This window comes from Sphingomonas kaistensis (assembly GCF_036884275.1).
Classification (GTDB): domain Bacteria; phylum Pseudomonadota; class Alphaproteobacteria; order Sphingomonadales; family Sphingomonadaceae; genus Sphingomicrobium; species Sphingomicrobium kaistense_A.
Window position 1 is genome coordinate 1147441 of the sequence record NZ_CP145607.1, and the last position, 21538, is coordinate 1168978.

Here is a 21538-nt window from a genome sequence, read left to right on the forward strand (position 1 = left end):
AGCTGTGTTGGGGGAAGAAGCCGGGAGGCGATCGTCACCACGCATGAAGCGTGGCGCCGAGCGCCTCAGCGCGATTACTTCTTCTTGCCCGCGATCGGCTTGGCCTTGCCCTTGCGGGTGCGCGCATTGGTGTGCGTGCGCTGGCCGCGGACCGGAAGGCCCTTGCGGTGGCGCAGACCACGATAGCAGGCGAGGTCCATCAGCCGCTTGATGTTCATCGCGGTCTCGCGGCGGAGGTCACCCTCGACCGTGTGATCGGCGTCGATGGTTTCGCGGATCGACAGGACTTCCTGGTCCGTCAGGTCCTGAACCCGGCGCTCCGAAGCGATGTTCAGCTTGGCGGCGATTTCCTTGGCCTTGGTGCGACCAATGCCGTGGATGTAGGTCAGCGCGATTTCGACGCGCTTGTTGGTGGGGATGTTGACCCCGGCGATACGTGCCATGAAGGTGCGTTCTTCCTCTGGTTAGCTCCACGGGCCGGCGGTCATGCCAACCCATCTCGTCGCTTGCACCCCGCATTCCAGTCCAGACTAACGCCAAAACGGCGGACGCAACGAGGGCGCCGCCGGGACCGGAGGAACGGGATAGGGCGCAGATATGCTGCAAGTGCGAGAGAGTCAACGGCTCACTAGCGGCGAAGCGCAGTCTCGCCTACAGCGGCAACCAAGATGCAGCGCCTCCTTCTGGCCGACGACATTCCGGAGCGCTTCCGGGGCAGTGTCGTGGCCCTTGGCAATTTCGATGGCTTTCACCTTGGCCACCAGGCGGTGGTCGGGCGCGCGGTGGCGCGGGCGGCGCATGAGCGGCGGCCGGCGGTCGTCGCGACCTTCGATCCCCATCCGGTGCGCTTTTTCAAGCCCGATGCGGCGCCGTTCCGGCTGACCAGCCTCGATCAGCGCGAGGAGCGGTTTGCGGCGGCGGGCGCCGATGCGATGCTGGTGTTCGGCTTCGACGGGGATTTGGCCGCGACCAGCGCCGAGGACTTCGTCGCCATGCTGGCCGAGCGAGTCGGCGCCGCGGCGGTGGTGACGGGCGAAGACTTCACCTTCGGCGCGCGGCGCGGGGGCAATGCGGAGAGTTTGCGCACGCTTGGCGCTGCCCATGGCTTGTCGGCGGAAGCGGTGCCGCCGGTGGCGCTTGGCGACGAAGCCGTGAGTTCGAGCCGCATCCGCCAGGCGCTGACCGAGGGCGACACCGCGACCGCGACCCGTCTGCTGACGAGGCCCTTCGCCATCCGCGGCACCGTCCAGCACGGTGATAAGCGCGGGCGGGAGCTTGGCTATCCGACCGCCAACCTGACGCTCGGCGACTACCAGCGCCCGGCCTATGGCATCTATGCGGTGCGTGTGCGGTTGGCTGACGGAAGCGAGGTCGCCGGGGTCGCCAATGTCGGCGTCCGCCCGACCTTCGAGCCGCCGGTCGAGCTGCTCGAGGCGTATCTCTTCGACTGGTCGGGCGATCTCTACGGCCAGGAGATCGAGGTCGCGTTGCACCATTTCCTCCGCCCCGAGCGCCGCTTCGACAGCATGGACGCGCTGGCCGAACAGATGCGCAGCGACGAGGCCGAGGCACGGCGGCTCCTTCTTCCGTCATTGCGAGCGTAGCGAAGCAATCCAACGGGAAGGCGAATGGATTGCTTCGCCTGCGGCTCGCAATGACGGGTTTCTTTGCAAGCTCGCTTCACCCCGCTAGAGCCCGGCGCGACATGTCCGACGAGACCCCAGAAAAGCGCGACGCCTCTGAAAAGAGGGACTGGCGCGACACCGTGTTCCTGCCCAAGACCGCCTTCCCGATGAAGGCCGGCCTGCCGCAGAAGGAGCCGGCGATCCTTGCCCGGTGGAAGGACGCCGATCTCTACGGCCAGCTCCGCGCCGCCCGCGACGGCCGTGAGAAGTTCATCCTTCATGACGGCCCGCCCTACGCCAATGGCGACATCCACATCGGCCACGTCCTCAACAAGACGCTGAAGGACCTGGTCGTCCGCACCCAGACCTTGCTCGGCAAGGACGCGCCCTACGTGCCCGGCTGGGACTGCCACGGCCTCCCGATCGAATGGAAGGTCGAGGAGCAGTATCGCAAGAAGAAGCGCAACAAGGACGAGGTCCCGCCGGCCGAGTTCCGCGCCGAATGCCGTGCCTACGCCCAGCATTGGGTCGACGTGCAGCGCGAGCAGTTCCAGCGGCTCGGCATCCTCGGGCAATGGGACAAGCCCTATCTGACGATGGATTACAGCGCCGAGGCGACCATCGTCGGCGAACTCTGCAAGGTCGCTGAAAGCGGCCAGCTTTACCGCGGCGCCAAGCCGGTGATGTGGAGCCCGGTCGAAAAGACCGCGCTGGCCGAAGCCGAGATCGAATATGAGGATGTGACGAGCACCCAGATCGACGTCGCGTTCGAGATCGTCGAAAGTCCGGTCCCCGAGCTGGTGGGCGCTTATGCGGTGGTGTGGACCACGACGCCGTGGACCATTCCGGTCAACCAGGCGATCGCGTTCGGCGAGAGCATTGAATACGAAGTCATCGAGTGGGGCTATCCCGTTCGCCGCTATCTCGTCGCCTCCGACCTCAAGAACGCGCTTATCAAGCGTTTAAGCGAAACACTCGACAAGGATGATGACGCTCCGACGATCGACATTTCGCCCGAAGAGCATCAGCGGATCCTCGCCGAACTGGAAAAGTTCGAGGCCGAGAACCCGCCGCCGCCGCCCGTCACATGGCGCGGCGAGCAGCTTGCCGGCACCATCGCCCGCCACCCGATGCACGCGCTCGGCGGATTCTTCGCCAAGCCACGCCCGCTGATCGCGGCGCCGCATGTCACCACCGATGCCGGCACCGGCCTCGTCCACATGGCGCCCGATCATGGCGAGGAGGATTTCGAGGCGTGCAAGGCGGTCGGGATCGATCCCGTCTTCGCGGTCGAGGGCGACGGAAAGTATCGCGAGGACTGGCTGTGGCTGGGCGGACAGGGCTCGGTCATCAACACCAAATTCAATGGGCCGGACGGTCCGATCTGCACCGATCTGCGTGAGGCCGGCGCCCTGCTGAGCGCGGGCGACTTCCGCCATAGCTACCCGCATTCGTGGCGCTCCAAGGCCCGCGTCATTTACCGCTGCACCCCGCAATGGTTCGTCGGCATGGACCAGCCGATCGAGGGCGGCACCACGCTGCGCCAGCGCGCCCTGTCCGAGATCGACCGGGTCCGCTTCGTCCCCGACAAGGGCCGCAACCGGATCGGCTCGATGGTTGAGGGGCGCCCCGACTGGGTACTCAGCCGCCAGCGCGCGTGGGGCGTGCCGATCACCCTGTTCGTCGATCGCAAGAGCGGCAAGTATCTGGTCGACCCCGAGGTCAACGCCCGCATCGTCGCCGCCATCGGCGAAAAGGGCGTGGACGCCTGGACCGAAGAAGGCGCCGCGCAGCATTTCCTCGGCGAAGGCCGCAATCCCGAGGATTACGAGCAGGTTACCGACATCCTCGATGTCTGGTTCGACAGCGGCTGCACCCATGTCTTCACGCTGGAAAGCGGCCACTGGCCCGAGCAGCGCTGGCCCGCCGACCTCTATCTCGAAGGCTCCGACCAGCATCGCGGCTGGTTCCAGTCGAGCTTGCTGGAAAGCTGCGCGACCCGCGGCCGGGCGCCGTACGATACGGTGCTGACCCACGGCTTCACCATGGATTCCAAGGGCATGAAAATGTCCAAGAGCCTGGGGAACACGGTCAATCCGCTCGACCTGATGAAGGAAACCGGGGCCGACATCCTGCGCCTGTGGGTCGCCTCGGTCGACTTCACCGAGGACCATCGCATCGGCAAGGAGATCCTTGCCGGCGTGAGCGACGCTTATCGCAAGATCCGCAACACCTTCCGCTACCTGCTTGGCGCGCTGGAAGGCTTCGAGGAAGCCGAGCGGGTCACCGACTTCGCCGAAATGCCCGAGCTCGAACGCTACATGGCGGCGCTGCTCAGCAAGCTCGACGAGGAACTTCGGACCGCGCTCGAGGCCTATGACTTCAACGGCTACGCCCGCGCGCTGAGCGATTTCTGCAACAACGACTTGTCGGCCTTCTACTTCGATATCCGCAAGGACTGCCTGTACTGTGACGCATCGGACGATCCGAAGCGCCGCGCTTACCGCAGCCTGCTCGACACCCTGTTCCATGCTCTGGTTCGCTGGTTTGCCCCGATCCTGGTGTTCACCACCGAGGAAGTGTGGGCGACCCGCTACCCCGACGCGCCGAGCGTGCACCTCAGCGACTGGCCAGAACTGCCCGACGGCACCGACCGCCGCCTGCTGGAGATCTGGACGGGCTACCGCGCCTTGCGCGAGCAGGTGACGGCCGAGATCGAGCCGATGCGGCGTGAAAAGGCGATCGGCTCGAGCCTCGAGGCCAAGGTTGCGATCGGCCTGCCCGACAGCGCCGACCGTCCGATGCTGTCGGCCGACGAATTGGCCGAGCTGTTCATCGTGTCCGAAGTCCTGCTCGACACCGGCACGGTGGTCGAAGGACCCGCGGTGATCGCCCATCGCACCGAGCTCCACAAATGCGGCCGCTGCTGGCGCCACCTGCCCGAGGTCGTTGACGACGGCGACCTGTGCGCGCGCTGCGAAGAGGTGGTGGCGTGAAGGGCCGCGCCGGGTTCGCGCTTGCGGGGGGCATGTTCGTCCTCGACCAGCTGACCAAATGGCTGGTCGCGGGGCCGATCGGGCTGACCGAGCTTGGACAGAATATTCACGTCCTGCCGTTCTTCGACTTCACCCGCGTCCACAATTACGGCATCTCGCTGGGCCTGCTGACAGCCAGCAACGAGTCCAGCCGCTGGCTGCTGGTCGCGATGACCGCGGTCATCGCCGGGGTGGTCGCCTGGTGGCTGACCCGCGAGGAACAGCGCGGCGATCAGCTCGCGCTCGGCCTCGTGCTCGGCGGCGCGCTCGGCAATATCGTCGACCGCGCACGGCTTGGATACGTTTTCGACTTCCTCGACCTTCACATCGGCGAGTTTCGTCCGTTCCTGGTCTTCAATGTCGCCGACGCATGCATTAGCATCGGCGTCGTGATCCTGATATTGCGCGCCTTTCTGGTCCGCGAGCCAAAGCCTTCGAAAGAGCCTGACAATGCGTAAGCAGCTTTCCCTTCTTTCCCTCCTCGGCGCCGGGTTGGCCCTGTCCGGCTGCGCCGCGCTCGGGATCGGCGGCAGTCCCGGGTCCAACCTCGACGAGTTCCGGGTCGCCCGCAATGCGCCGCTGGTGATCCCGCCCGACTACAGCCTGACCCCGCCGCGCGCCGGCACCGCCAGCCTGTCGCCGGAAGGCGCGCAGGGCCAAGCAATCCAGGCGCTGTTCGGCGGCCCCGCGCCGCGTCCGGCGAGCGAGACCGGCCTGCTCGAGAAAGCCGGTGCCGACCGCGCCGCGCTCGGTGCCCGCTCGGTCGCCGGAAGCCCGGACACCGCGGTGGTCGACAAGGGCGCGCTGACCCAGACCATCCTGTCCGCACCGGCGGGCGATGGCCAGGAAGCTTCGGTTCAGGCACCGTAACGAGAACATAAGGACGGGGGAAGAATGGCCGACGATACGATTTCCGCCCGACTGGTCGAGGTCGAGGCCCTGCTCGAAAAATCGCGTAAGCGGTTCGAGGAAGGGACTAAGTTTGCCGACGAGGCGCATGCGCTGGTGGCCGAGCTTCAGCAGCAGCTGATCGGCGCGCCTGTCAGCCTCGGCGCGCGCGACGACGCCGACGATGTCGCCTCCAAGCTGCTCGCCAGCCTGAAGGCGCAAGGATCCGAGCTTCCGCCGACCCTGTGCGGCGGGCGAATGAGCGTCGACCAGGTGCAGCGCCTGATCCGCATCGACGGCCATCCGATCGCGATTACCGAGATGGAATATCGCGTGCTCGAACTGCTCGCCTTTGCGCGCAACAACGTGGTCACGCGGACCATGCTGCTCAAGCATCTCTATCGCCGTGCCGACGACCAGCCGCAGCCCAAGATCATCGACGTGTTCATCTCCAAGCTGCGCAAGAAGCTCCGGATGGCAAGCAACGGGGCCGAGTTCATCGAGACCATCCCCCAGCGCGGCTGGATCCTGCGCGATCTCGACAACGCGGCCGACTGACCGCTGAGCCTCGCTGCCGGGCGGCGGCGGGGCAGGCGCATTTACGTCTTCTCAACCACGCGGCTTTACTTCGAGTCGCATGATCCATTTCCAGCCCGAGCAACCCGCCACCGGCGCCCCTTATGGCGAGGCGGTCGATCGCCTGCGCAGCGTCCGCAAGGCGCTGGGACTGGTCGAGATGTTCGAAGGGCGTCCGCGCCGTCCACTGGACGACATCACCTTCGAGGCCTTGCTTCCGCTAAGCTCGCCCGCACTGCAGGCCTGCGCCGACAGCCGTTCGATCGGTGCGGCGGGTGCGGCGGCGGCGGGGATCGAGGCGCTGATCGGCGCCGAGGGAACGGGCGCGACGACTCACCCCGCGGCGCTTGCCGTGCTTGGCGAAACGCTGCGCCGTGATCTTGCCGGGATCGAAGCCCTGTTCGTGGGCCGCGCCTGAACTAGCCGACTTCCTTTGGGGTCAGCGGATCCGCGCCCCATTCGCTCCAGCTGCCGTCGTACAGCCGCGTGTCGCGATTGCCGAGCAGGCGCGCGGCGAAGATCAGGCTGTTGGCGGTGACGCCCGACCCGCAGCTGGCGACGAACGGCCGCTCGGGATCGACTCCAGCCGCGGCGAAGGCGGCCTTGAGCTCGCCGACCGGACGAAAGCGCCCGTCGGGGCCGTAGAGCTCGCTCATCGGCAGATTGCGGGCGCCCGGGATGTGCCCCGGTTCGATCCCCGGCCGCGGCTCGGGTGTCGTGCCCTTGAAGCGTTCGGCCGGACGGGCGTCGGCGATCGGCATGCCGGTCCCGCGCAGCAGTTCGGCCTTGGTCGCGACAGCCTGCGGGCGGGCGACCTTTGCATCGAAGCGGGCAGGGCGGGAAGGCGGCGGCTCGGCGGTGACCGGCTGCCCTTCGGCGATCCAGCATGGGAGCCCGCCGTCGAGGATCGCGACCTGCGTCGCGCCGAAGTGGCGCAGCATGAACCAGGCGCGGGCCGAGGTATGGATGGCGCTGTCGTCATAGACGACGATGCGGTCGTGGGGCGCCACGCCGAGTTCGGTCATCGCGGCACCGAACGCTTCGGCGGACGGCAGCATGTGGGGCGAGCCGGCGGCGGGATCGGACAGGGCTTTCAGATCAAAGAAGCGCGCGCCCGGGATGTGCTGCTTGTCGTAGTCGGCCCGGCCGTCGCGCTTGGGATCGAGGTGCCAGCTCGCGTCCAGCACCACCACATCGGCCGAAGCCATGTTCGCGGCCAGCCACGACACCGAGACCAGATCGTCCATCACCCTCTCCCGCGATAGCTCGCCACGCCCTGGTCGGGCACCCACAGTCCCTCGGGCGGGGCGCTCGATTGCCAGAACACGTCGATCGGAATGCCGCCGCGCGGGTACCAATAACCGCCGATGCGCAGCCACTTGGGCTTCATTTCGTCGAACAGGCGCTGGCCGATGCCGACGGTCACATCCTCGTGAAACCCGCAATGATTGCGGAAGGACCCGAGGAACAGCTTCAGGCTCTTGGATTCGACGATCGTTTCGCCCGGCGCATAGTCGAGCACGAGGTGCGCGAAGTCGGGCTGGCCGGTCACCGGGCAGAGCGAGGTGAATTCGGGCGCGGCGAAGCGCACGAGGTAGAGACTGCCGGTGCGCGGATTGGGCACGTAATCGAGCGCGGCTTCCTCGGGCGAGGCAGGCAGGCCGCTGTTCTGGCCGAGATATTTAGGGGTCATCGATAGGTCGTTTCTTGGGTGATGTCGGGCTCGCCGGCGACCGCGGGAAGGGCGGCGGCACTGCGGCGGGTGGAGGAATAGAGGAACAGCACCGCGGCGGTGAACACGACGATGCTGAGAAGAACGCTCGGCTCGAACCCGTCGGGGAACAGGCTCAAGGGCGTGTCGTCGTCGGTTGCCGCGACCGCGCCGGCAAAGGCCACGCCGAATAGGCTTTCGCCGACGATCAGGCCGGTCGCCATCAGCACGCCGAGCCGTTCCTTGACCTCGTAATTGCCGGAGCGTTCGGCCCAGCGATTGTAGAGGTGGCCGAGCAGCGCGCCGATCGGGATCAGCAGGGTCAGTGCCATCGGCAGGTAGATGCCCATGCCCACCGCGAGCGGGGGCAGGCTTTTCTTGCCGGTGCGGCGCAGAAGCTCGTCGATGACGATTACCACTGCGCCGATGGCGGCGCCGATGCCGATCAGATCCCAGCGCAGATTGCCGCCGAGGACGCCTTGGGCGATGGCGGAGATCAGCGCGGCCTGCGGGGCGGCCAAGGCATTCTCGCCCGCGCCCGGCGCACCCTGGAAGCCGAAGGCACCGTTCAGGAGGTCGAGGATCGGCGGGATCACCAGCGCTCCGAACAGCACGCCCAGCACCAGCGCCACCTGCTGCCGCCATGGGGTCGCGCCGACCAGCTGCCCTGTCTTGAGATCCTGCAGATTGTCGTTCGAAATAGTGGCGATGCCAAACACCACGGCGGTGACGAACAGCGCAAAGGCGACCAGGGTCCGGGTCATCTCGGGCGTCAGGTCTCCCCCGAAAAGCGCAGCGAGGATCAGGCTGATGCCGAGGACGGCAAGGATGCCGACGCCCGAGATCGGACTGTTCGACGCGCCGATCAGGCCCGCCATGTAGCCGCAGACGCTGGCGATGATGATGCCCGCGATCAGAATGTAAGCGAGGCTGAAACCGATCAGCGCGGCGACGTGCTCGTGAAGGTCGGTGCCGCTGACGAAATAAGCGAGCAGCCCGGCGATCGGCAGCATCAGCAGCAGGATCGCGCCGCCGATCAGCTTGATCGGAAGATCGCGCTCGGTCAGCGGCAGGCTTTCCTGCCCGCCGCCTTCACGCTGGCGGCCGGCGGCGAGTGCGCCGGCGATGCCGCGGCTGATCGCGGGGAGGATCTTGAGCAGGGTCCAGATCGCCGCAACGCCGATGGTGCCGGCGCCGATGAAGCGAACTTCGGAGCGGAAGATGGCGCCGACATGGTCGCCGAGTTCTACCCCCGCCGCTGCTGGGGTGAGCGCGGTCAGCCACGGGACCAGCACGCCCCAGCTGATGACTAGGCCCACGATCATCGCGATGCCGACTCCGAGGCCGACGAGGTGGCCGACCCCGATCAGCGCGAGGCTGAGGCTGCCCGACAGGGTCGTGCCCCCGGCCCCGACCGGCACCGTGCGGGCGGCTTCGGCCGTCACCAGCTTGAGCTGGGTCGCCAGCGCATAGCTAGCGCTGACGAGGCTCGAAAGAATGATGGCGGCGAGGCCCTTCTTATTCTCCTCCGCCCCGCCGACGCCCGCGCCGACTTTCAGCACTTCGGCCGCGGCAACGCCTTCGGGATAAGGAAGGTCGCTTCCCGTTACCAAGGCGCGGCGCAGCGGCACCGAATACATCACGCCGAGGATGCCGCCGATCGCGATCACCGCGACCGACAGCCAATAGGGGAAGCCTGTCCACCAGCCGATCATAACCAGGCCGGGGAGGACGAAGATGATCGCGCTCAGCGTGCCCGCCGCCGAGGCGATGGTCTGTACGATGTTGTTTTCCTGGATGGTGGTGTCGCGAAACGCTTTCAGCACCGCCATCGAGATCACCGCGGCCGGAATACTCGTCGCGAAAGTGAGGCCGATTTTGAGCCCCAAATAGACGTTGGCGGCGGTGAAGAGCAGGGTCAGGACGGCGCCCAGCAGCACCCCGCGAAGCGTCAGTTCCCGCATCGCGCTTACTCCCAGCCGCGCGCCAGGAAGCGCGTCGCAAAGGCACAGTGAAGCGCGACGCCGCGGCTCAGCCAGCTTTCTTCCAAGGTCATTTTCGGGTGATGCAGCGAGGGGCGGCTTTCGGGATCCTCATGACCTTCGGGCGCGACGCCGATAAACGCCATGCAGCCCGGCACCTTCTGGAGCACGTACGAGAAATCCTCGCCGCCCATCACCGGGCTCGGCATCTCTTCATAAGTGCCCTCGCCAAACAGATCGGTAGCGAGGGTTTCGACCATCGCCACCGCGCGCGGGTCGTTGCGGGTGGCGGGATAGCCTTGGTCGATGCGGACCTCGGCGGTGCAATCGTGGGTCGCGGCGACGCCCTTCACGATTTGCTCGAAAGCGGCCCGGCCGGCCTCGCGGCGGGTGTCGGAGAGCGTGCGCAGCGTGCCTTTCAGCTCCACCACTTCGGGTACAATGTTGTAGGCGGTTCCGGCGTGGATCTGGGTGATCGAGATGACTGCCGAATCGAAGAACGGCACCCGCCGGGCGATCCACTGCTGGAGCGCGCCGACCGCTTCGCAGGCGACGGGAATGGGATCGACCGCCTGATAGGGCATCGCCGCATGCCCGCCGCGGCCGCGGATGGTGGCGTTGAGCGCGTCGGTCGAGGCGAGCAGCGCACCTTCGCGGCTGGTGACCTGCCCGCCCTTCAGCGTCGGCCAGATGTGCAGCGCGAACGCGCCGTCGGGCGCGGGGTCGTCGAGCAGCCCGTCCTCGATCATGAAGCGGGCGCCGTGATGGCCTTCCTCGCCCGGCTGGAACATGAAGATCACCGTGCCTTCGAGGCTCGCCTGCTGCGCGCTCAGAATCCGTGCGGCCGCCGACAGCATCGCCGAATGGGTGTCGTGGCCGCAGGCGTGCATCTTGCCCTGGGTCTGTGACGCGAATTCCAGGCCGGTTTCCTCGTGGATCGGAAGCGCGTCCATGTCGCCGCGCAGCAGCACGGTGCGGCCGGGGCGCGCGCCGCGCAGGATCGCGACGAAGCCGCTGGTGCTTTTCGAGTCGCGGATTTCGAGCGGCAGCCCTTCGAGGCTCGCCTTCAGCTTGGCGCTGGTGCGGGTGCAATGCAGCCCGAGCTCGGGATCGGCATGGATTGCGCGCCGAAGCGCGATCATGGCCTCATATTCGGCTTCGGCCGCGGCGTGAAAATCGGTGTTGACGAGGGTCATGGCTCGGGGATGCGACGGTTTGGATTGAGAGGCAAGCTTGCCCTTATCCCGCGCGCTGCCTAGCACGTGCCGACCCCACCCCGACCCCAAGGGACTTCCATGCGCAAGAGCCTGATCCTGATGACGCTTCCGATCGCCGCCTGCTCCACCACCCCGCCTGTCGACCCGATCCCAGCCCCCCCGGCGGTCGAAGCTTTGGTGGCGCCGGAGACGACCCCCGCCGCCGCGACGGCGCTTGCCTATCCGGCGACCCAGCGTGGCAATGTGGTCGAAAACCAGTTCGGAGTGGCCGTCGCCGATCCCTATCGCTGGCTCGAGAACGACGTGCGCAAGGACCCGGCGGTTGCCGCCTGGGTCGCCGAACAGAACAAGGTCACCGACGCATTTCTCGACACGCTGCCGGGCCGCGACATCCTCAAGAAGCGAATGACCGAGCTCTACAATTACGAGCGCGTCGGCGTGCCCGTGAAGAAGGGCAGCCGCTATTTCTACGCCCGCAACACCGGTCTCCAGAACCAGTCGCCGCTGTATGTGCGCGACAGCGTCAATGGCCCTGAGCGGCTGCTGATCGATCCCAATACCTTCAGCGCCGACGGCGCCACCGCGCTCGCCGAATGGGTGCCGAGCGAGGATGGCCGCTACCTGCTTTATGCGATTCAGGACGGCGGTTCCGACTGGCGCACCCTGAAGGTCCTCGACGTCAACACCGGCAAGGTTGTGGGCGACGAGATCAAGTGGGTGAAGTTCTCGGGCCTGTCGTGGTCTAAGGACAATCGCGGCTTCTTCTATTCGCGTTTCCCCGAAAGCAGCGGTGGCCAGGACTTCCAGTCGCTCAACAAGAACCAGGCGGTTTACTACCATCGCCTCGGCACCGCGCAGAGCGCCGACCGGCTGATGTTCGACCGCCCCGACAAGCCCGAACTCAGCAACACCGCGACCGTCAGCGACGATGGTTCAACGCTGGTGGTGACCTCGTCGAGCGGCACCGACGAGCGCTATGAAGTGACGTTGGTGGACTGGCAAAAGGCCAAGCCGACCCGCCGCGTGCTGATTCCGGGCTTCACCCACGATTACAGCTACATCGGCAATCGCGGGTCGACCTATTATTTCCAGACCAATGACGGCGCGCCGCGCCTCAAGGTGGTGGCGATCGACGTCAACGCCGCGCGCCCCAATAGCCGCACGATCGTGCCCGAGCAGGCCGAAACGCTGAGCGGGTCGAGCCTGGTCGGCGGCAAGCTCGTCACTTCCTATCTCAAAGACGCCGCGACCGAGGTCCGCGTGCACAGCCTGACAGGCGCGCGCGAGCGGGTGATCGAGCTTCCGGGTCTCGGCACCGCGGGCGGTTTCTCGGGCGATCTCGACGATCCCGAGACTTTCTTCGCCTTCACCAGCTTCAACCGCCCGTCGACCATCTATCGCTACGACGTGCGCTCGAACGCCAGCACCGCCTGGTTCGAGCCGAAGCTTCTGTTCAACCCCGACGACTTCACCGTCGAACAGCGCTTCTTCGCGTCCAAGGACGGCACCCGCGTGCCGATGTTTATCGTGCGCAAGAAGGGCATGAGCGGCCCGGCGCCGACCTTGCTCTACGCTTATGGCGGCTTCAACGTCTCGCTGACGCCGAGCTTCTCGGCGACGCGCCTCGCGTGGCTCGAGCAGGGCGGAGCCTACGTCCTCGCCAACATTCGCGGCGGCGGCGAATATGGCAAGGCGTGGCATGATGCCGGCCGCCTCGCCAACAAGCAGAATGTGTTCGACGATTTCATCGGCGCCGGTGAGGCCCTCATCGCGCAGGGCGTGACGCCCAAGGGTGGTCTGGCGGTGCAGGGCGGCTCCAATGGCGGCCTGCTGATCGGCGCGGTGGTCAACCAGCGTCCCGACCTGTTCGCCGCGGCCAATCCGGCGGTTGGCGTGATGGACATGCTGCGCTTCGACCGTTTCACCGCCGGGCGCTACTGGGTCGACGATTACGGCTATCCCAACAAGGAAGCTGATTTCCGCACCCTGCTGGCCTATTCGCCCTACCACAACGTCAAGGCGAACGTCGCTTACCCGGCGATCCTGGTCACCACCGCCGACACCGACGACCGCGTGGTGCCGGGGCACAGCTTCAAATATGTCGCCGCGCTCCAGCACGCGCACCCGACCGGCGCGCCCCAGCTGATCCGGATCGAGACCCGCGCGGGTCACGGCTCGGGCAAGCCGACCGACAAGATCATCGAGGAAGCGAGTGACGTGACCGCGTTCATGGCCCGCTTCACCGGTCTCGCAATCAAGTAAGCCCAAACGACAGGCAGCCTCCCCGACATGTTGCCGGGGAGGCTGCACTGCCATCAACACTGGAAGGCCGGCGAGGAAAAGGGGAAAACCCCGCCAGCCTGCCTTGCTTAGGCGATCACCACGCGGTCACCGACCGAGGTCATCGCGAACAGCTTGGCCGCAAAGGCGGCCGGCAGGCGGACGCAGCCGTGGCTTGCCGGACGGCCGGGGATCATGCCGGCGTGCAGCGCGATGCCCCACTGGTCGAGACGCTGCATGTAGGGCATCGGCGCGTTGTCGTATTTGCGGCTGTGATGCATCCGCTTCTTCTCGAGGATCGGGAAGATGCCCGGGGGGGTGTCCTTGCCCGGCTTGCCGCTCGAAATGGTCGAGACACCGATCAGTTCACCGGCGCGATAGACATAGGCATGCTGGTCTTCGAGGCTGACGACCACCTCGATCTCGCCATCGGTGGGCGCGTTGGCGGCCCACCAATAGCCGCCGGGCTTCAAATTCTTGTCGACGGCCTCTTCGGCATGATCGCGCGCGGCGGCGACGGCCGAAGATGCCGCCATGATCGCCGCGGGGCTTTCGTCCGGTCCGAGCGAGGAGGAGGATGCGGCGGCGCAAGGGGTCGCCACCGCGACGGCAATGGCTGCCGCCAAGGTTGCAAAGCGTTTCATTTTTCGTGACTCCGTTTGATCCTGAAAACCCGCTGCACCAAGGTCAGGTTCCGAACATTCACAGCGGCGAAACGAAGTTTTTTGCTTTGTCAATTAGGCCAGCAAAAAAAGAGCACCGCAAGATTTGGCTTTATTCAGCCAATTCCGGTGCCCGCCGTTAAGAAAAGTGAACCGCGGCAAACGTCCCATTCAGAGATGATGCAGCGCGAATCCTCCATAAGCGTTGCAACGAGCGAAGAACCGCTTGAAAAAGAAGAGGAGGCAGTGGCCATGAAGGCTGTTTCAAAAATCCTGACGGGTGCGGCCGCGGTTGCGGCGATCTCGATCGGTGCGGCGGCCCCGGCCGCGGCGCAATATTATCCGGGTTATGGCGGCTACGGCGGCGGCGGGCTTGGTGACGTGATCACCGGCGCGGTGCTCAATTCGATCCTGCGTGGCGGCAATCCCTATGGCGGTAACGCTTATTACGGTCGCGGGGACTATGACCTCGAACGGGCTGCCGTTCAGCAATGTGCCGTCGCGGCCGAACAACGCATCAATCAGCGTTATGCCGGCGGCTACGGCTACAACCAGTATGGTGGCTATAACCAGGGCTACGGCTATGCCGGAGCGGGCGCCTACCGCGTCGCCCAGATCGATCGCGTAAACCGCACCCGCAACGGCAACATGCGCGTCTATGGCCTGGCGACCAATGCCGCTTATCAGGGCAATTACGGCCAGCCCTATTATGGCGGCTATAACCAGCCCTACGGCGGCTACGATCAGCGCTATGGCGGCTACAATCAGGCTCGCGGCAATTTCCGCTTCGATTGCAAGTTCGAACGCAACGGTCGCATTTCCGACCTCAAGATCAATCGCGCCTAACCGCTAAGGCGGTCCGCCGCGGTGGACAGGAAGGCGCCGGAGCCATAGGGCTTCGGCGCCTTTTCTTGTGTCCGCAAACGGAGCCCCGCCGCCTCATGCAACCGGCCGAAACCCTGCTGCCCCTCGCCGGAGGCGAGTCAATTCTCATCGTCGATTTCGGCAGCCAGGTGACCCAACTCATCGCCCGCCGCATCCGCGAGGCGGGGGTCTATTGCGAGATCGCCCCGTTCAACGCGGCCGAGGAAGCGTTCGAGCGGCTGGCGCCCAAGGGCATCATCTTCTCGGGCGGACCGTCGTCGGTGACGTGGGAAAATTCCCCTCGCGCGCCGCAGGTGCTGTTCGACAGCGGGCTGCCGCTGCTCGGCATTTGCTACGGCCAGCAGACGCTGCACCAGCAGCTTGGCGGCAAGGTCGTCACCTCCGACCAGAAGGAATTCGGCCGCGCCTTTATCGAGGTGGTGGCACCCTCAGCGCTGTTCGACGGCCTGTGGCAGGTCGGTGAGCGGCATCAGGTGTGGATGAGTCACGGCGACCGGGTCGAAAGCCTGGCGCCCGGCTTTTCGGTCGTCGCCGCGTCCGAAGGCGCACCCTTCGCCATTGCCACCGACGAAGAGCGCCGCCGCTACAGCCTGATGTTCCACCCGGAGGTGGTCCACACCCCCGACGGCGGCAAGCTGCTGGCCAACTTCGCGCGGCATATCTGCGGCTGTTCGGGTGAATGGTCGATGGCCGCCTATCGCGACCAGAAGATCGCCGATATCCGCGCGCAGGTGGGTGACGGCCGGGTGATCTGCGGCCTGTCGGGCGGGGTCGACAGCGCGGTCGCCGCGGTGCTGATCCACGAAGCGATCGGCGAGCAATTGACCTGCGTCTTCGTCGACCACGGCCTGATGCGCTCGCAGGAAGCCGACCAGGTCGTCTCGCTCTTCCGCGGTCATTACAACATCCCGCTGGTCCACGTCCGCGCTGAAGAACTATTCCTGTCGGGCCTCGCCGGGGTCAGCGATCCCGAGGCCAAGCGCAAGTTCATCGGCAAGACCTTCATCGAGGTGTTCGAAGCCGAGGCGAAGAAAATCGGCGGCGCGGATTTCCTCGCCCAAGGGACGCTTTACCCCGACGTCATCGAAAGCGTCAGTTTCACCGGCGGCCCGTCGGTGACGATCAAGAGCCACCACAATGTCGGGGGCCTGCCCGAGCGGATGAACATGCAGCTGGTCGAGCCGCTGCGCGAACTGTTCAAGGACGAGGTGCGCGAACTGGGCGTCGAGCTCGGCCTGCCGCCGGCCTTCGTCGGGCGCCATCCCTTCCCGGGGCCGGGTCTCGCGATCCGTATTCCGGGTGAGGTCAGCAAGGAGAAATGCGACATCCTTCGCAAGGCGGACCTCATCTACCTCGAGGAAATCCGCAACGCCGGGCTGTACGATGCGATCTGGCAGGCGTTCGCGGTGCTGCTGCCGGTCCGTACCGTCGGCGTGATGGGCGACGCGCGGACCTATGATTACGTCTGCGCGCTGCGGGCGGTGACCAGCGTCGATGGCATGACCGCCGACGTCTATCCGTTCACGTCCGACTTCTTGAGCCGGGTCGCGACCCGCATCGTCAATGAAGTGCAGGGGATTAACCGGGTGGTCTACGACTATACGTCGAAGCCGCCCGGCACGATCGAGTGGGAGTAAGCGGACCCGCCGGCGCGCGGGGGGAGCTATAGCCGGCGGGCCCGCTCGTCGGCAGCTCAGGCGAGGCGGGCTATCCTGGCCGTTGCCGAACGACGACGGCGCAGGGTCGCTCCGACTGCGCCAAAACCGAGTAGCATCAGCGCCCAGGTGCCGGGCTCGGGCACCGCGGCAACCGGGGCCACCGACAGGCCGATCAGGCTGCCGGCACCGATGGTGCCGATCCGCGTCGCCGCGCCGGTGTTCAGATTGACGCTGAAGAAGCCGTCATTGAGATTGAAAAAACCGGCGTTGGTGGCGCCCGAAATGTCGAACCCGACGAGATCGGCATTGGTGAACGTCACGCCGAGCGGGCCGAACAGGCCGCCCCCGGTATTGGTGTTGACGTAGGTCCCGGCATTGGCGTCGGTCGCCCGCACCAGCGCGTCGGTAAAGGCATCGAGGCCGTACAGGGCCGTGGTGGTCGTTCCGGCGAAGCTGTTGGTATAAGCCGATCCGACCAGATCGATGTTGCTGGTCCCGTTCAGGGTGATCGCGCCGTCCACGATCACGCCCGGGGGCGAGGTGTTCGGGTTGACGCGCAGGTTCTGGTTGGTGTCGGTCGTGATGCGCAGCCGGTCGACGGTGGGGTTGAAGTCGAAGCCGGTCGAGCTGCCCTGCACCGAAGTGGAAAGCGCCCCGAGATCGGCCGCCTGATAGGCGTTGCCGGTCATGGTCAGGCGATACAGGTTGCCGTTGGTGCCGAGCGCATAAAGCTGGCCGTCGGCCGGGCGGAAATCGATTCCCTTGAGGGCGACGTTGCCGGAGATGCCGGTAATCGGGCTGCTCGACAGGATGGTGCCGGGGCTGCTCGAATCAAAAGTGACGATGCGTGTCGAGGTCAGGCCGTACACCGTTTCTGCGGCTGCTGGACTGGCGGCAAGAAACGTAGCGGCGATAAGCAAGGGGGCGGCTAGACGGCTTCGCATGGAATATCCTCCTGAGGGGGCAGGCAAGGGGGAGGGACGCAAACTCGGCCGACCAGCATGGTTAACCGAAATTTACTACGTGGCGGTAGCGGCGTCGGATGCAGCGGCCGCGCAAATAGTTCGCCAAAGTGATCGCCACTAGCGCCGGGCTGAGGGGCGACTAGGTTGAGCCCATGGATACTATCGGCGGCGATCTTGACACCATGGCCCCGCGGCCCTTCGCGGACGATCAGATGGCGGCGATCCGCGCCATCGCCTCGGCCTGTCACTATCGGGCGGGCGACATCGTGCTGGAGGCAGGAGCGCCGCAGGATCGCTTCGTCTTGGTCGAAGAAGGCGAGATCGAGGTTGCCGACCCGGTCACCGGCGAGCGGATGCACGATTCGACCCTTCGCCCGGGCCAGTTCATGGGCGAGCTCGCTTTTTTGAACGGCGGGCCGATGACGCTGTCGATGCGCGCGGCCGTGGATACCAAGACTATCGAGGTGCCGCGCGCCGCGATGCTACGGCTGATGAGCGACGTGCCGGAGATCGGCGATCACATCCTTACCGTCTTCGCCGCCCGCCGCCGCCGCATCTTCGAATCGGGCGACAGCAGCATTGTCGTCACCGGTGCCGAACGCGACCCGGCGGTGGCGCGGGTCGCGAGCTTCCTCAACCGCAATCGGCTGCCGTTCCACGAGGAAGCCGAGGGCGCTCCCGGCGTCAGTATCAACGGCGTCGCGGTGCCCGATCCGACCCCGCGTCACATTGCCGGCCATTTCGGCCTGGACCTCAAGGCCCGGCCCGCCGAAGCGCTCGACCTGATCATCGTCGGGGCCGGGCCGGCGGGGGTGGCCGCCGCGGTCTATGCCGGCTCCGAGGGCCTGCGCGCCCTGGTGGTTGAGGACAATGCGATCGGCGGGCAGGCCGGGACCAGCAGCCGGATCGAGAATTACATGGGCTTTCCGACCGGCATTTCGGGCGCCGACCTTGTATTTCGGGGGCAGGTGCAGGCGATGAAGTTCGGCACCTGCTTTGCCATGCCCCGCCGGGTCGAGGGGCTCACCCGCCGCGACGACGGTTTCTGCGTCACGCTCGACGATGGCGAACAACTGTGCACCCGCGCGGTGCTGGTCGCGACCGGGGTGCAATATCGCCGCCTGCCGATCGACCGGCTCGAGGCGTTCGAGGGTGCCGGCATCTATTATGCCGCGACCGAGATGGAAGCGCGCTTCTGCCACAATACCGAGGCGATCGTGGTCGGCGGCGGCAACAGCGCGGGGCAGGCCGCCATGTATCTCTCCCGTGTCGCGCGGAAGGTCCACGTGCTGGTGCGCGGGGAGGGGCTGGCCGAAACGATGAGCGCCTATCTGCGCGAGCGGCTGGAAGCCGACCCCAGGATCGTGATCCACACCGGAAGCCAGCTTTGCGGCCTCGACGGCGGCGACCATCTCGAGCAAGTGACGGTGCGTGGTCCCGAGGGCGAATGGTCGGTCGGCTGCCGCGCCCTGTTCATCATGATCGGCGCCGCGCCCAATACCGACTGGCTATCGGGTCTGGTCGAACTTGATCGCGCGGGCTTTGTCCGGACCGGGCGTGAGGTCGGGGGCGCAAGCAGCTTTGCCACTTCCTGCCCTGGGGTGTTTGCGGTAGGCGATGTCCGCTCGGGCTCGGTCAAAAGGGTGGCGTCGAGCGTCGGCGAAGGGTCGGTGGTCGTCAGTGCGATCTGGAGTCACGTCAACGCGCCGCCCGCGCCAACCACAGGGATTGGCGGCTAATCCCTTTTAAACAGCCGTTTACCGGCGACTTGACGGCGCGCCGACGCTCGGGAAGGCAAGGTCTTATGAACCGCCTTGTCGCTCTTCGCCTTGCCCCGCCGACTCTCCTGGCGGCGCTGCTTGCCGCTTGCGCCACCACGCCGACCAAGGTCGCCGAGGCCCCGCGCCCCGCGCCGGTGGCGCAGTTGCCGTACGAGTGGACCAGCGGTCAGGCGCCCAAGGCGACCCAGCAGGCCAAGGCGCAGTTCGGCAGCCTGGCGCTGAAGCCCGGCCAGTATCTGTGGGCCGCGTCCATTCCCGACGCGCCCGCCAAGGTGGTGATCGACCGCCTGCAGCAGCTGATGTTCGTCTACAAGGGAGATACCCTCGTCGGGGTCAGCACCATCTCGTCGGGCAAAAAGGGCAAGGAAACCCCGCTCGGCTACTGGAAGGTGTTTCGCAAGCAGGTGAAGGGCTTCAGCCGCAAGTACGACAATGCGCCCATGCCCTACATGCAGATGTACGACGAAATGGGCATTGCCTTCCACGGCGGCGCGCTGCCCGGCTATCCGGCCAGCCACGGCTGCGTCCGGCTTCCGATCGAATTCGCCAAGAAGCTCTATCCGTTGACCGCGATGGGCACCGAGGTGGTGATCGAGGGCTAAACCCGGCCCGCACGCTTTGCTATTGCGAAGCGTTCTCAACGAGGCTAATTCGACCGCGTGAGTTTGCGTGGTTCCTATTTCGTCTGGCTGATCCTTGCCGTGCCGCTGGCCGTCGCGCTGATCGGCTATTCGATGAACGAAGACGCCTGGCCCGGCGATCTCCTGCATCCCACCGGTGAATGGTCCGCGCGGTTCATCATTCTCGCGCTGATGGTGACGCCCTTGCGTCAGTTGTGGCCGCAGGCCCGGCCGATCCGCTTTCTTGCCCGCCACCGCCGCGCGATCGGGGTGGCGGCGTTTCTCTACGCGCTGGCCCACACCGTCGCCTACGTCCTCGACATGGGCAATGTCGCCGATATGGTGGCGGAGCTTGGCGCGCCGGCGATCTGGACCGGGTGGGCGGCGCTGCTGATCCTCTTGCCCCTCGGCCTCACCAGCAACGATGCCGCGATGCGCGTGCTGCGCGCGGGCTGGAAGCGGCTTCAGCGTCTGGCTTACCCGGCAGCCATCCTCACCCTCGTTCACTGGGCGCTGGTCCACGACGGCCTTGCCGCCGCCCTTCTCCATTTCGTGCCGCTTGCGCTGCTTCAGGCCGTGCGCGTGGCGCGGATGTTTCCATCCCCCACCAGGAGTGCAATTTGATGCGTATTCTCATTCTCGCCGCCGCCGCCGCCTTGTCGGTCGGCCTTGCCACCCCCGCCGCCGCCACCGGCAAGATGACCTGCAATGCTCCGCAAAAGAGCTGGAAGAGTATGGCCAGCCTTGAAACCAAGCTGAAGAAGGACGGCTGGGAAGTGCGCAAGTCCAAGGTCGATGGCGGATGCTACGAAGTTTATGGCACCGACCCGCAGGGCCGCCGCGTCGAAGCCTATTTCCACCCGGTCAGCTTCAAGATGCTGCTGAGCAGCCGCCGCGGCGAAGTGCTCTACAAGGCAAACTAAAGCGGAGGGTGGGGGCGCGGTGTTTCGGCGTCGCGTCCCTGCTTCGCCCTCACCAGAACTTAGTCAGCGTGCGGCGCCGCCCTGACCGACGACCGTCTGCTCGCCCGGCAGCCCCAGCGGGGGCATGCGTCCCGACGACGGACGCGGCGACACGAAGCGGTGCTTGATCGCCGCCCCGACGTGCAGGACCAGCAGAACGATCAGCGCCCACGCACCGGCGCCGTGCACCTCCTCAAAGATCTCGCCCCATTCCTTCGGGATGCCCGGAACCGTCGGCAGCATGATCCCGCCCGCCAGCATCGTCGGCTTGCCCCCTGAAAAGGCCGACACCGCCAGATAGCCGCCGATCGGAAGGCCGATCAGCAGCAGGTAGAACAAGCGGTGGTTCCACACCGCCGCGATCCGCTCCCAAGGCGCGAGATCGTCGGGAAAGGGCGGCGGGGGATTGATGAGGCGATAGGTCAGCCGTGCCAAGGCGAGCAGTAGAATGAGCGCGCCGATCGTCTTGTGCCAGTTGAACGCGCCGCCCTGGGGCGGCTCGCCCATGCTCAAACCCAGCCAGATCTGAAACAGCACCGCCGCCGCGGTAATCCAGTGAAGCGCAACCGCGACATTGGAATAACGGCGCACGGGCTCTTGATGCACGGCGGACGACGCATTGCTCATAAGGTGTCCTTTCCGCTGGGAAACGGCTTTCCCGGCCAAAGGGTTCGTCGGTCGCGCGGGCGGC

At 66.1% G+C, this 21538-nt stretch carries 21 protein-coding genes; 13 read left to right on the top strand and 8 right to left on the bottom strand.

Features of this window, described 5'->3' with window-relative positions:
- Positions 1-74: 74 nt before the first annotated feature.
- Positions 75-443 (bottom strand): 30S ribosomal protein S13, encoded by a 369-nt coding sequence (gene rpsM / locus V6R86_RS05520; RefSeq protein ID WP_338502768.1) that lies wholly within the window; start codon positions 441-443, stop codon positions 75-77.
- Positions 444-668: 225 nt separating this feature from the next.
- Here rpsM and V6R86_RS05525 point away from each other — a divergent pair, with 225 nt between their 5' ends.
- The 6 genes from V6R86_RS05525 to V6R86_RS05550 all read left to right on the top strand — a co-directional run bounded on the left by V6R86_RS05525 (position 669) and on the right by V6R86_RS05550 (position 6542).
- Positions 669-1604 (top strand): bifunctional riboflavin kinase/FAD synthetase, encoded by a 936-nt coding sequence (locus V6R86_RS05525; RefSeq protein WP_338502769.1) that lies wholly within the window; start codon positions 669-671, stop codon positions 1602-1604.
- Positions 1605-1705: 101 nt separating this feature from the next.
- Entirely contained in the window at positions 1706-4621 is a 2916-nt protein-coding gene (gene ileS, locus V6R86_RS05530) for an isoleucine--tRNA ligase (protein WP_338502770.1), read from the top strand.
- 32 nt (positions 4622-4653) lie between these two features.
- Positions 4654-5118 carry a signal peptidase II gene (gene lspA, locus V6R86_RS05535; RefSeq protein ID WP_338505420.1) on the top strand — a complete coding sequence of 155 codons (465 nt, stop codon included), beginning with the start codon at positions 4654-4656 and terminating at the stop codon, positions 5116-5118.
- Positions 5111-5530 carry a DUF3035 domain-containing protein gene (locus V6R86_RS05540; RefSeq protein ID WP_338502771.1) on the top strand — a complete coding sequence of 140 codons (420 nt, stop codon included), beginning with the start codon at positions 5111-5113 and terminating at the stop codon, positions 5528-5530. The genes lspA and V6R86_RS05540 overlap by 8 nt, the downstream gene beginning before the upstream one ends.
- Before the next feature lie 24 nt (positions 5531-5554).
- Complete coding sequence (locus tag V6R86_RS05545; RefSeq protein ID WP_338502772.1) at positions 5555-6106, top strand: winged helix-turn-helix domain-containing protein; 552 nt, start codon at positions 5555-5557, stop codon at positions 6104-6106.
- Positions 6107-6185: 79 nt separating this feature from the next.
- Positions 6186-6542 (top strand): hypothetical protein, encoded by a 357-nt coding sequence (locus tag V6R86_RS05550; RefSeq protein ID WP_338502774.1) that lies wholly within the window; start codon positions 6186-6188, stop codon positions 6540-6542.
- A gap of 1 nt (position 6543) precedes the next feature.
- Here V6R86_RS05550 and V6R86_RS05555 read toward each other — a convergent pair whose 3' ends face one another.
- The 4 genes from V6R86_RS05555 to V6R86_RS05570 are packed head-to-tail and all read right to left on the bottom strand — an operon-like array spanning position 6544 to position 11013.
- On the bottom strand, positions 6544-7371 hold the full coding sequence (locus tag V6R86_RS05555; protein WP_338502775.1) for a sulfurtransferase: 828 nt from the start codon (positions 7369-7371) through the stop codon (positions 6544-6546).
- Positions 7371-7817: a preQ(1) synthase gene (gene queF / locus V6R86_RS05560; RefSeq protein WP_338502776.1), complete on the bottom strand. Its 447-nt coding sequence runs from the start codon at positions 7815-7817 to the stop codon at positions 7371-7373. Before queF ends, V6R86_RS05555 begins: the two co-directional genes overlap by 1 nt.
- On the bottom strand, positions 7814-9799 hold the full coding sequence (locus tag V6R86_RS05565) for an OPT family oligopeptide transporter (protein ID WP_338502777.1): 1986 nt from the start codon (positions 9797-9799) through the stop codon (positions 7814-7816). Before V6R86_RS05565 ends, queF begins: the two co-directional genes overlap by 4 nt.
- Before the next feature lie 5 nt (positions 9800-9804).
- Positions 9805-11013 (bottom strand): M20 family metallopeptidase, encoded by a 1209-nt coding sequence (locus tag V6R86_RS05570; RefSeq protein ID WP_338502778.1) that lies wholly within the window; start codon positions 11011-11013, stop codon positions 9805-9807.
- A 99-nt stretch (positions 11014-11112) separates the two neighbouring features.
- Between V6R86_RS05570 and V6R86_RS05575 the strand changes: the two genes are divergently transcribed.
- Positions 11113-13296: a prolyl oligopeptidase family serine peptidase gene (locus V6R86_RS05575; RefSeq protein ID WP_338502780.1), complete on the top strand. Its 2184-nt coding sequence runs from the start codon at positions 11113-11115 to the stop codon at positions 13294-13296.
- A 107-nt stretch (positions 13297-13403) separates the two neighbouring features.
- On the opposite strand, the gene V6R86_RS05580 is transcribed toward V6R86_RS05575, so the two are convergent.
- Positions 13404-13958: a L,D-transpeptidase family protein gene (locus tag V6R86_RS05580; RefSeq protein ID WP_338502781.1), complete on the bottom strand. Its 555-nt coding sequence runs from the start codon at positions 13956-13958 to the stop codon at positions 13404-13406.
- A gap of 270 nt (positions 13959-14228) precedes the next feature.
- Here V6R86_RS05580 and V6R86_RS05585 point away from each other — a divergent pair, with 270 nt between their 5' ends.
- Together V6R86_RS05585 and guaA are read left to right on the top strand one after the other, a co-directional pair.
- Positions 14229-14822, top strand: a complete 594-nt coding sequence (locus V6R86_RS05585) for a hypothetical protein (RefSeq protein WP_338502783.1) — start codon at positions 14229-14231, stop codon at positions 14820-14822.
- 95 nt (positions 14823-14917) lie between these two features.
- Positions 14918-16498 (top strand): glutamine-hydrolyzing GMP synthase, encoded by a 1581-nt coding sequence (guaA, locus tag V6R86_RS05590; protein WP_338502784.1) that lies wholly within the window; start codon positions 14918-14920, stop codon positions 16496-16498.
- A gap of 56 nt (positions 16499-16554) precedes the next feature.
- On the opposite strand, the gene V6R86_RS05595 is transcribed toward guaA, so the two are convergent.
- Positions 16555-17463, bottom strand: a complete 909-nt coding sequence (locus tag V6R86_RS05595; protein WP_338502785.1) for a DUF4394 domain-containing protein — start codon at positions 17461-17463, stop codon at positions 16555-16557.
- 173 nt (positions 17464-17636) lie between these two features.
- Here V6R86_RS05595 and V6R86_RS05600 point away from each other — a divergent pair, with 173 nt between their 5' ends.
- The 4 genes from V6R86_RS05600 (at position 17637) to V6R86_RS05615 (ending at position 20808) form a co-directional block, all read left to right on the top strand.
- On the top strand, positions 17637-19223 hold the full coding sequence (locus tag V6R86_RS05600) for an FAD-dependent oxidoreductase (RefSeq protein ID WP_338502786.1): 1587 nt from the start codon (positions 17637-17639) through the stop codon (positions 19221-19223).
- Between the two features lie 65 nt (positions 19224-19288).
- Positions 19289-19867, top strand: coding sequence for a L,D-transpeptidase family protein (locus tag V6R86_RS05605; protein ID WP_338502787.1), 579 nt, complete (start codon positions 19289-19291; stop codon positions 19865-19867).
- A gap of 57 nt (positions 19868-19924) precedes the next feature.
- A complete protein-coding gene (locus V6R86_RS05610; RefSeq protein WP_338502788.1) occupies positions 19925-20509 on the top strand; it encodes a sulfite oxidase heme-binding subunit YedZ in 585 nt (194 codons plus the stop codon).
- Entirely contained in the window at positions 20509-20808 is a 300-nt protein-coding gene (locus tag V6R86_RS05615) for a PepSY domain-containing protein (protein WP_338502789.1), read from the top strand. Before V6R86_RS05610 ends, V6R86_RS05615 begins: the two co-directional genes overlap by 1 nt.
- 63 nt (positions 20809-20871) lie before the next feature.
- On the opposite strand, the gene V6R86_RS05620 is transcribed toward V6R86_RS05615, so the two are convergent.
- On the bottom strand, positions 20872-21474 hold the full coding sequence (locus tag V6R86_RS05620) for a cytochrome b (protein ID WP_338502790.1): 603 nt from the start codon (positions 21472-21474) through the stop codon (positions 20872-20874).
- Positions 21475-21538 lie beyond the last annotated feature (64 nt).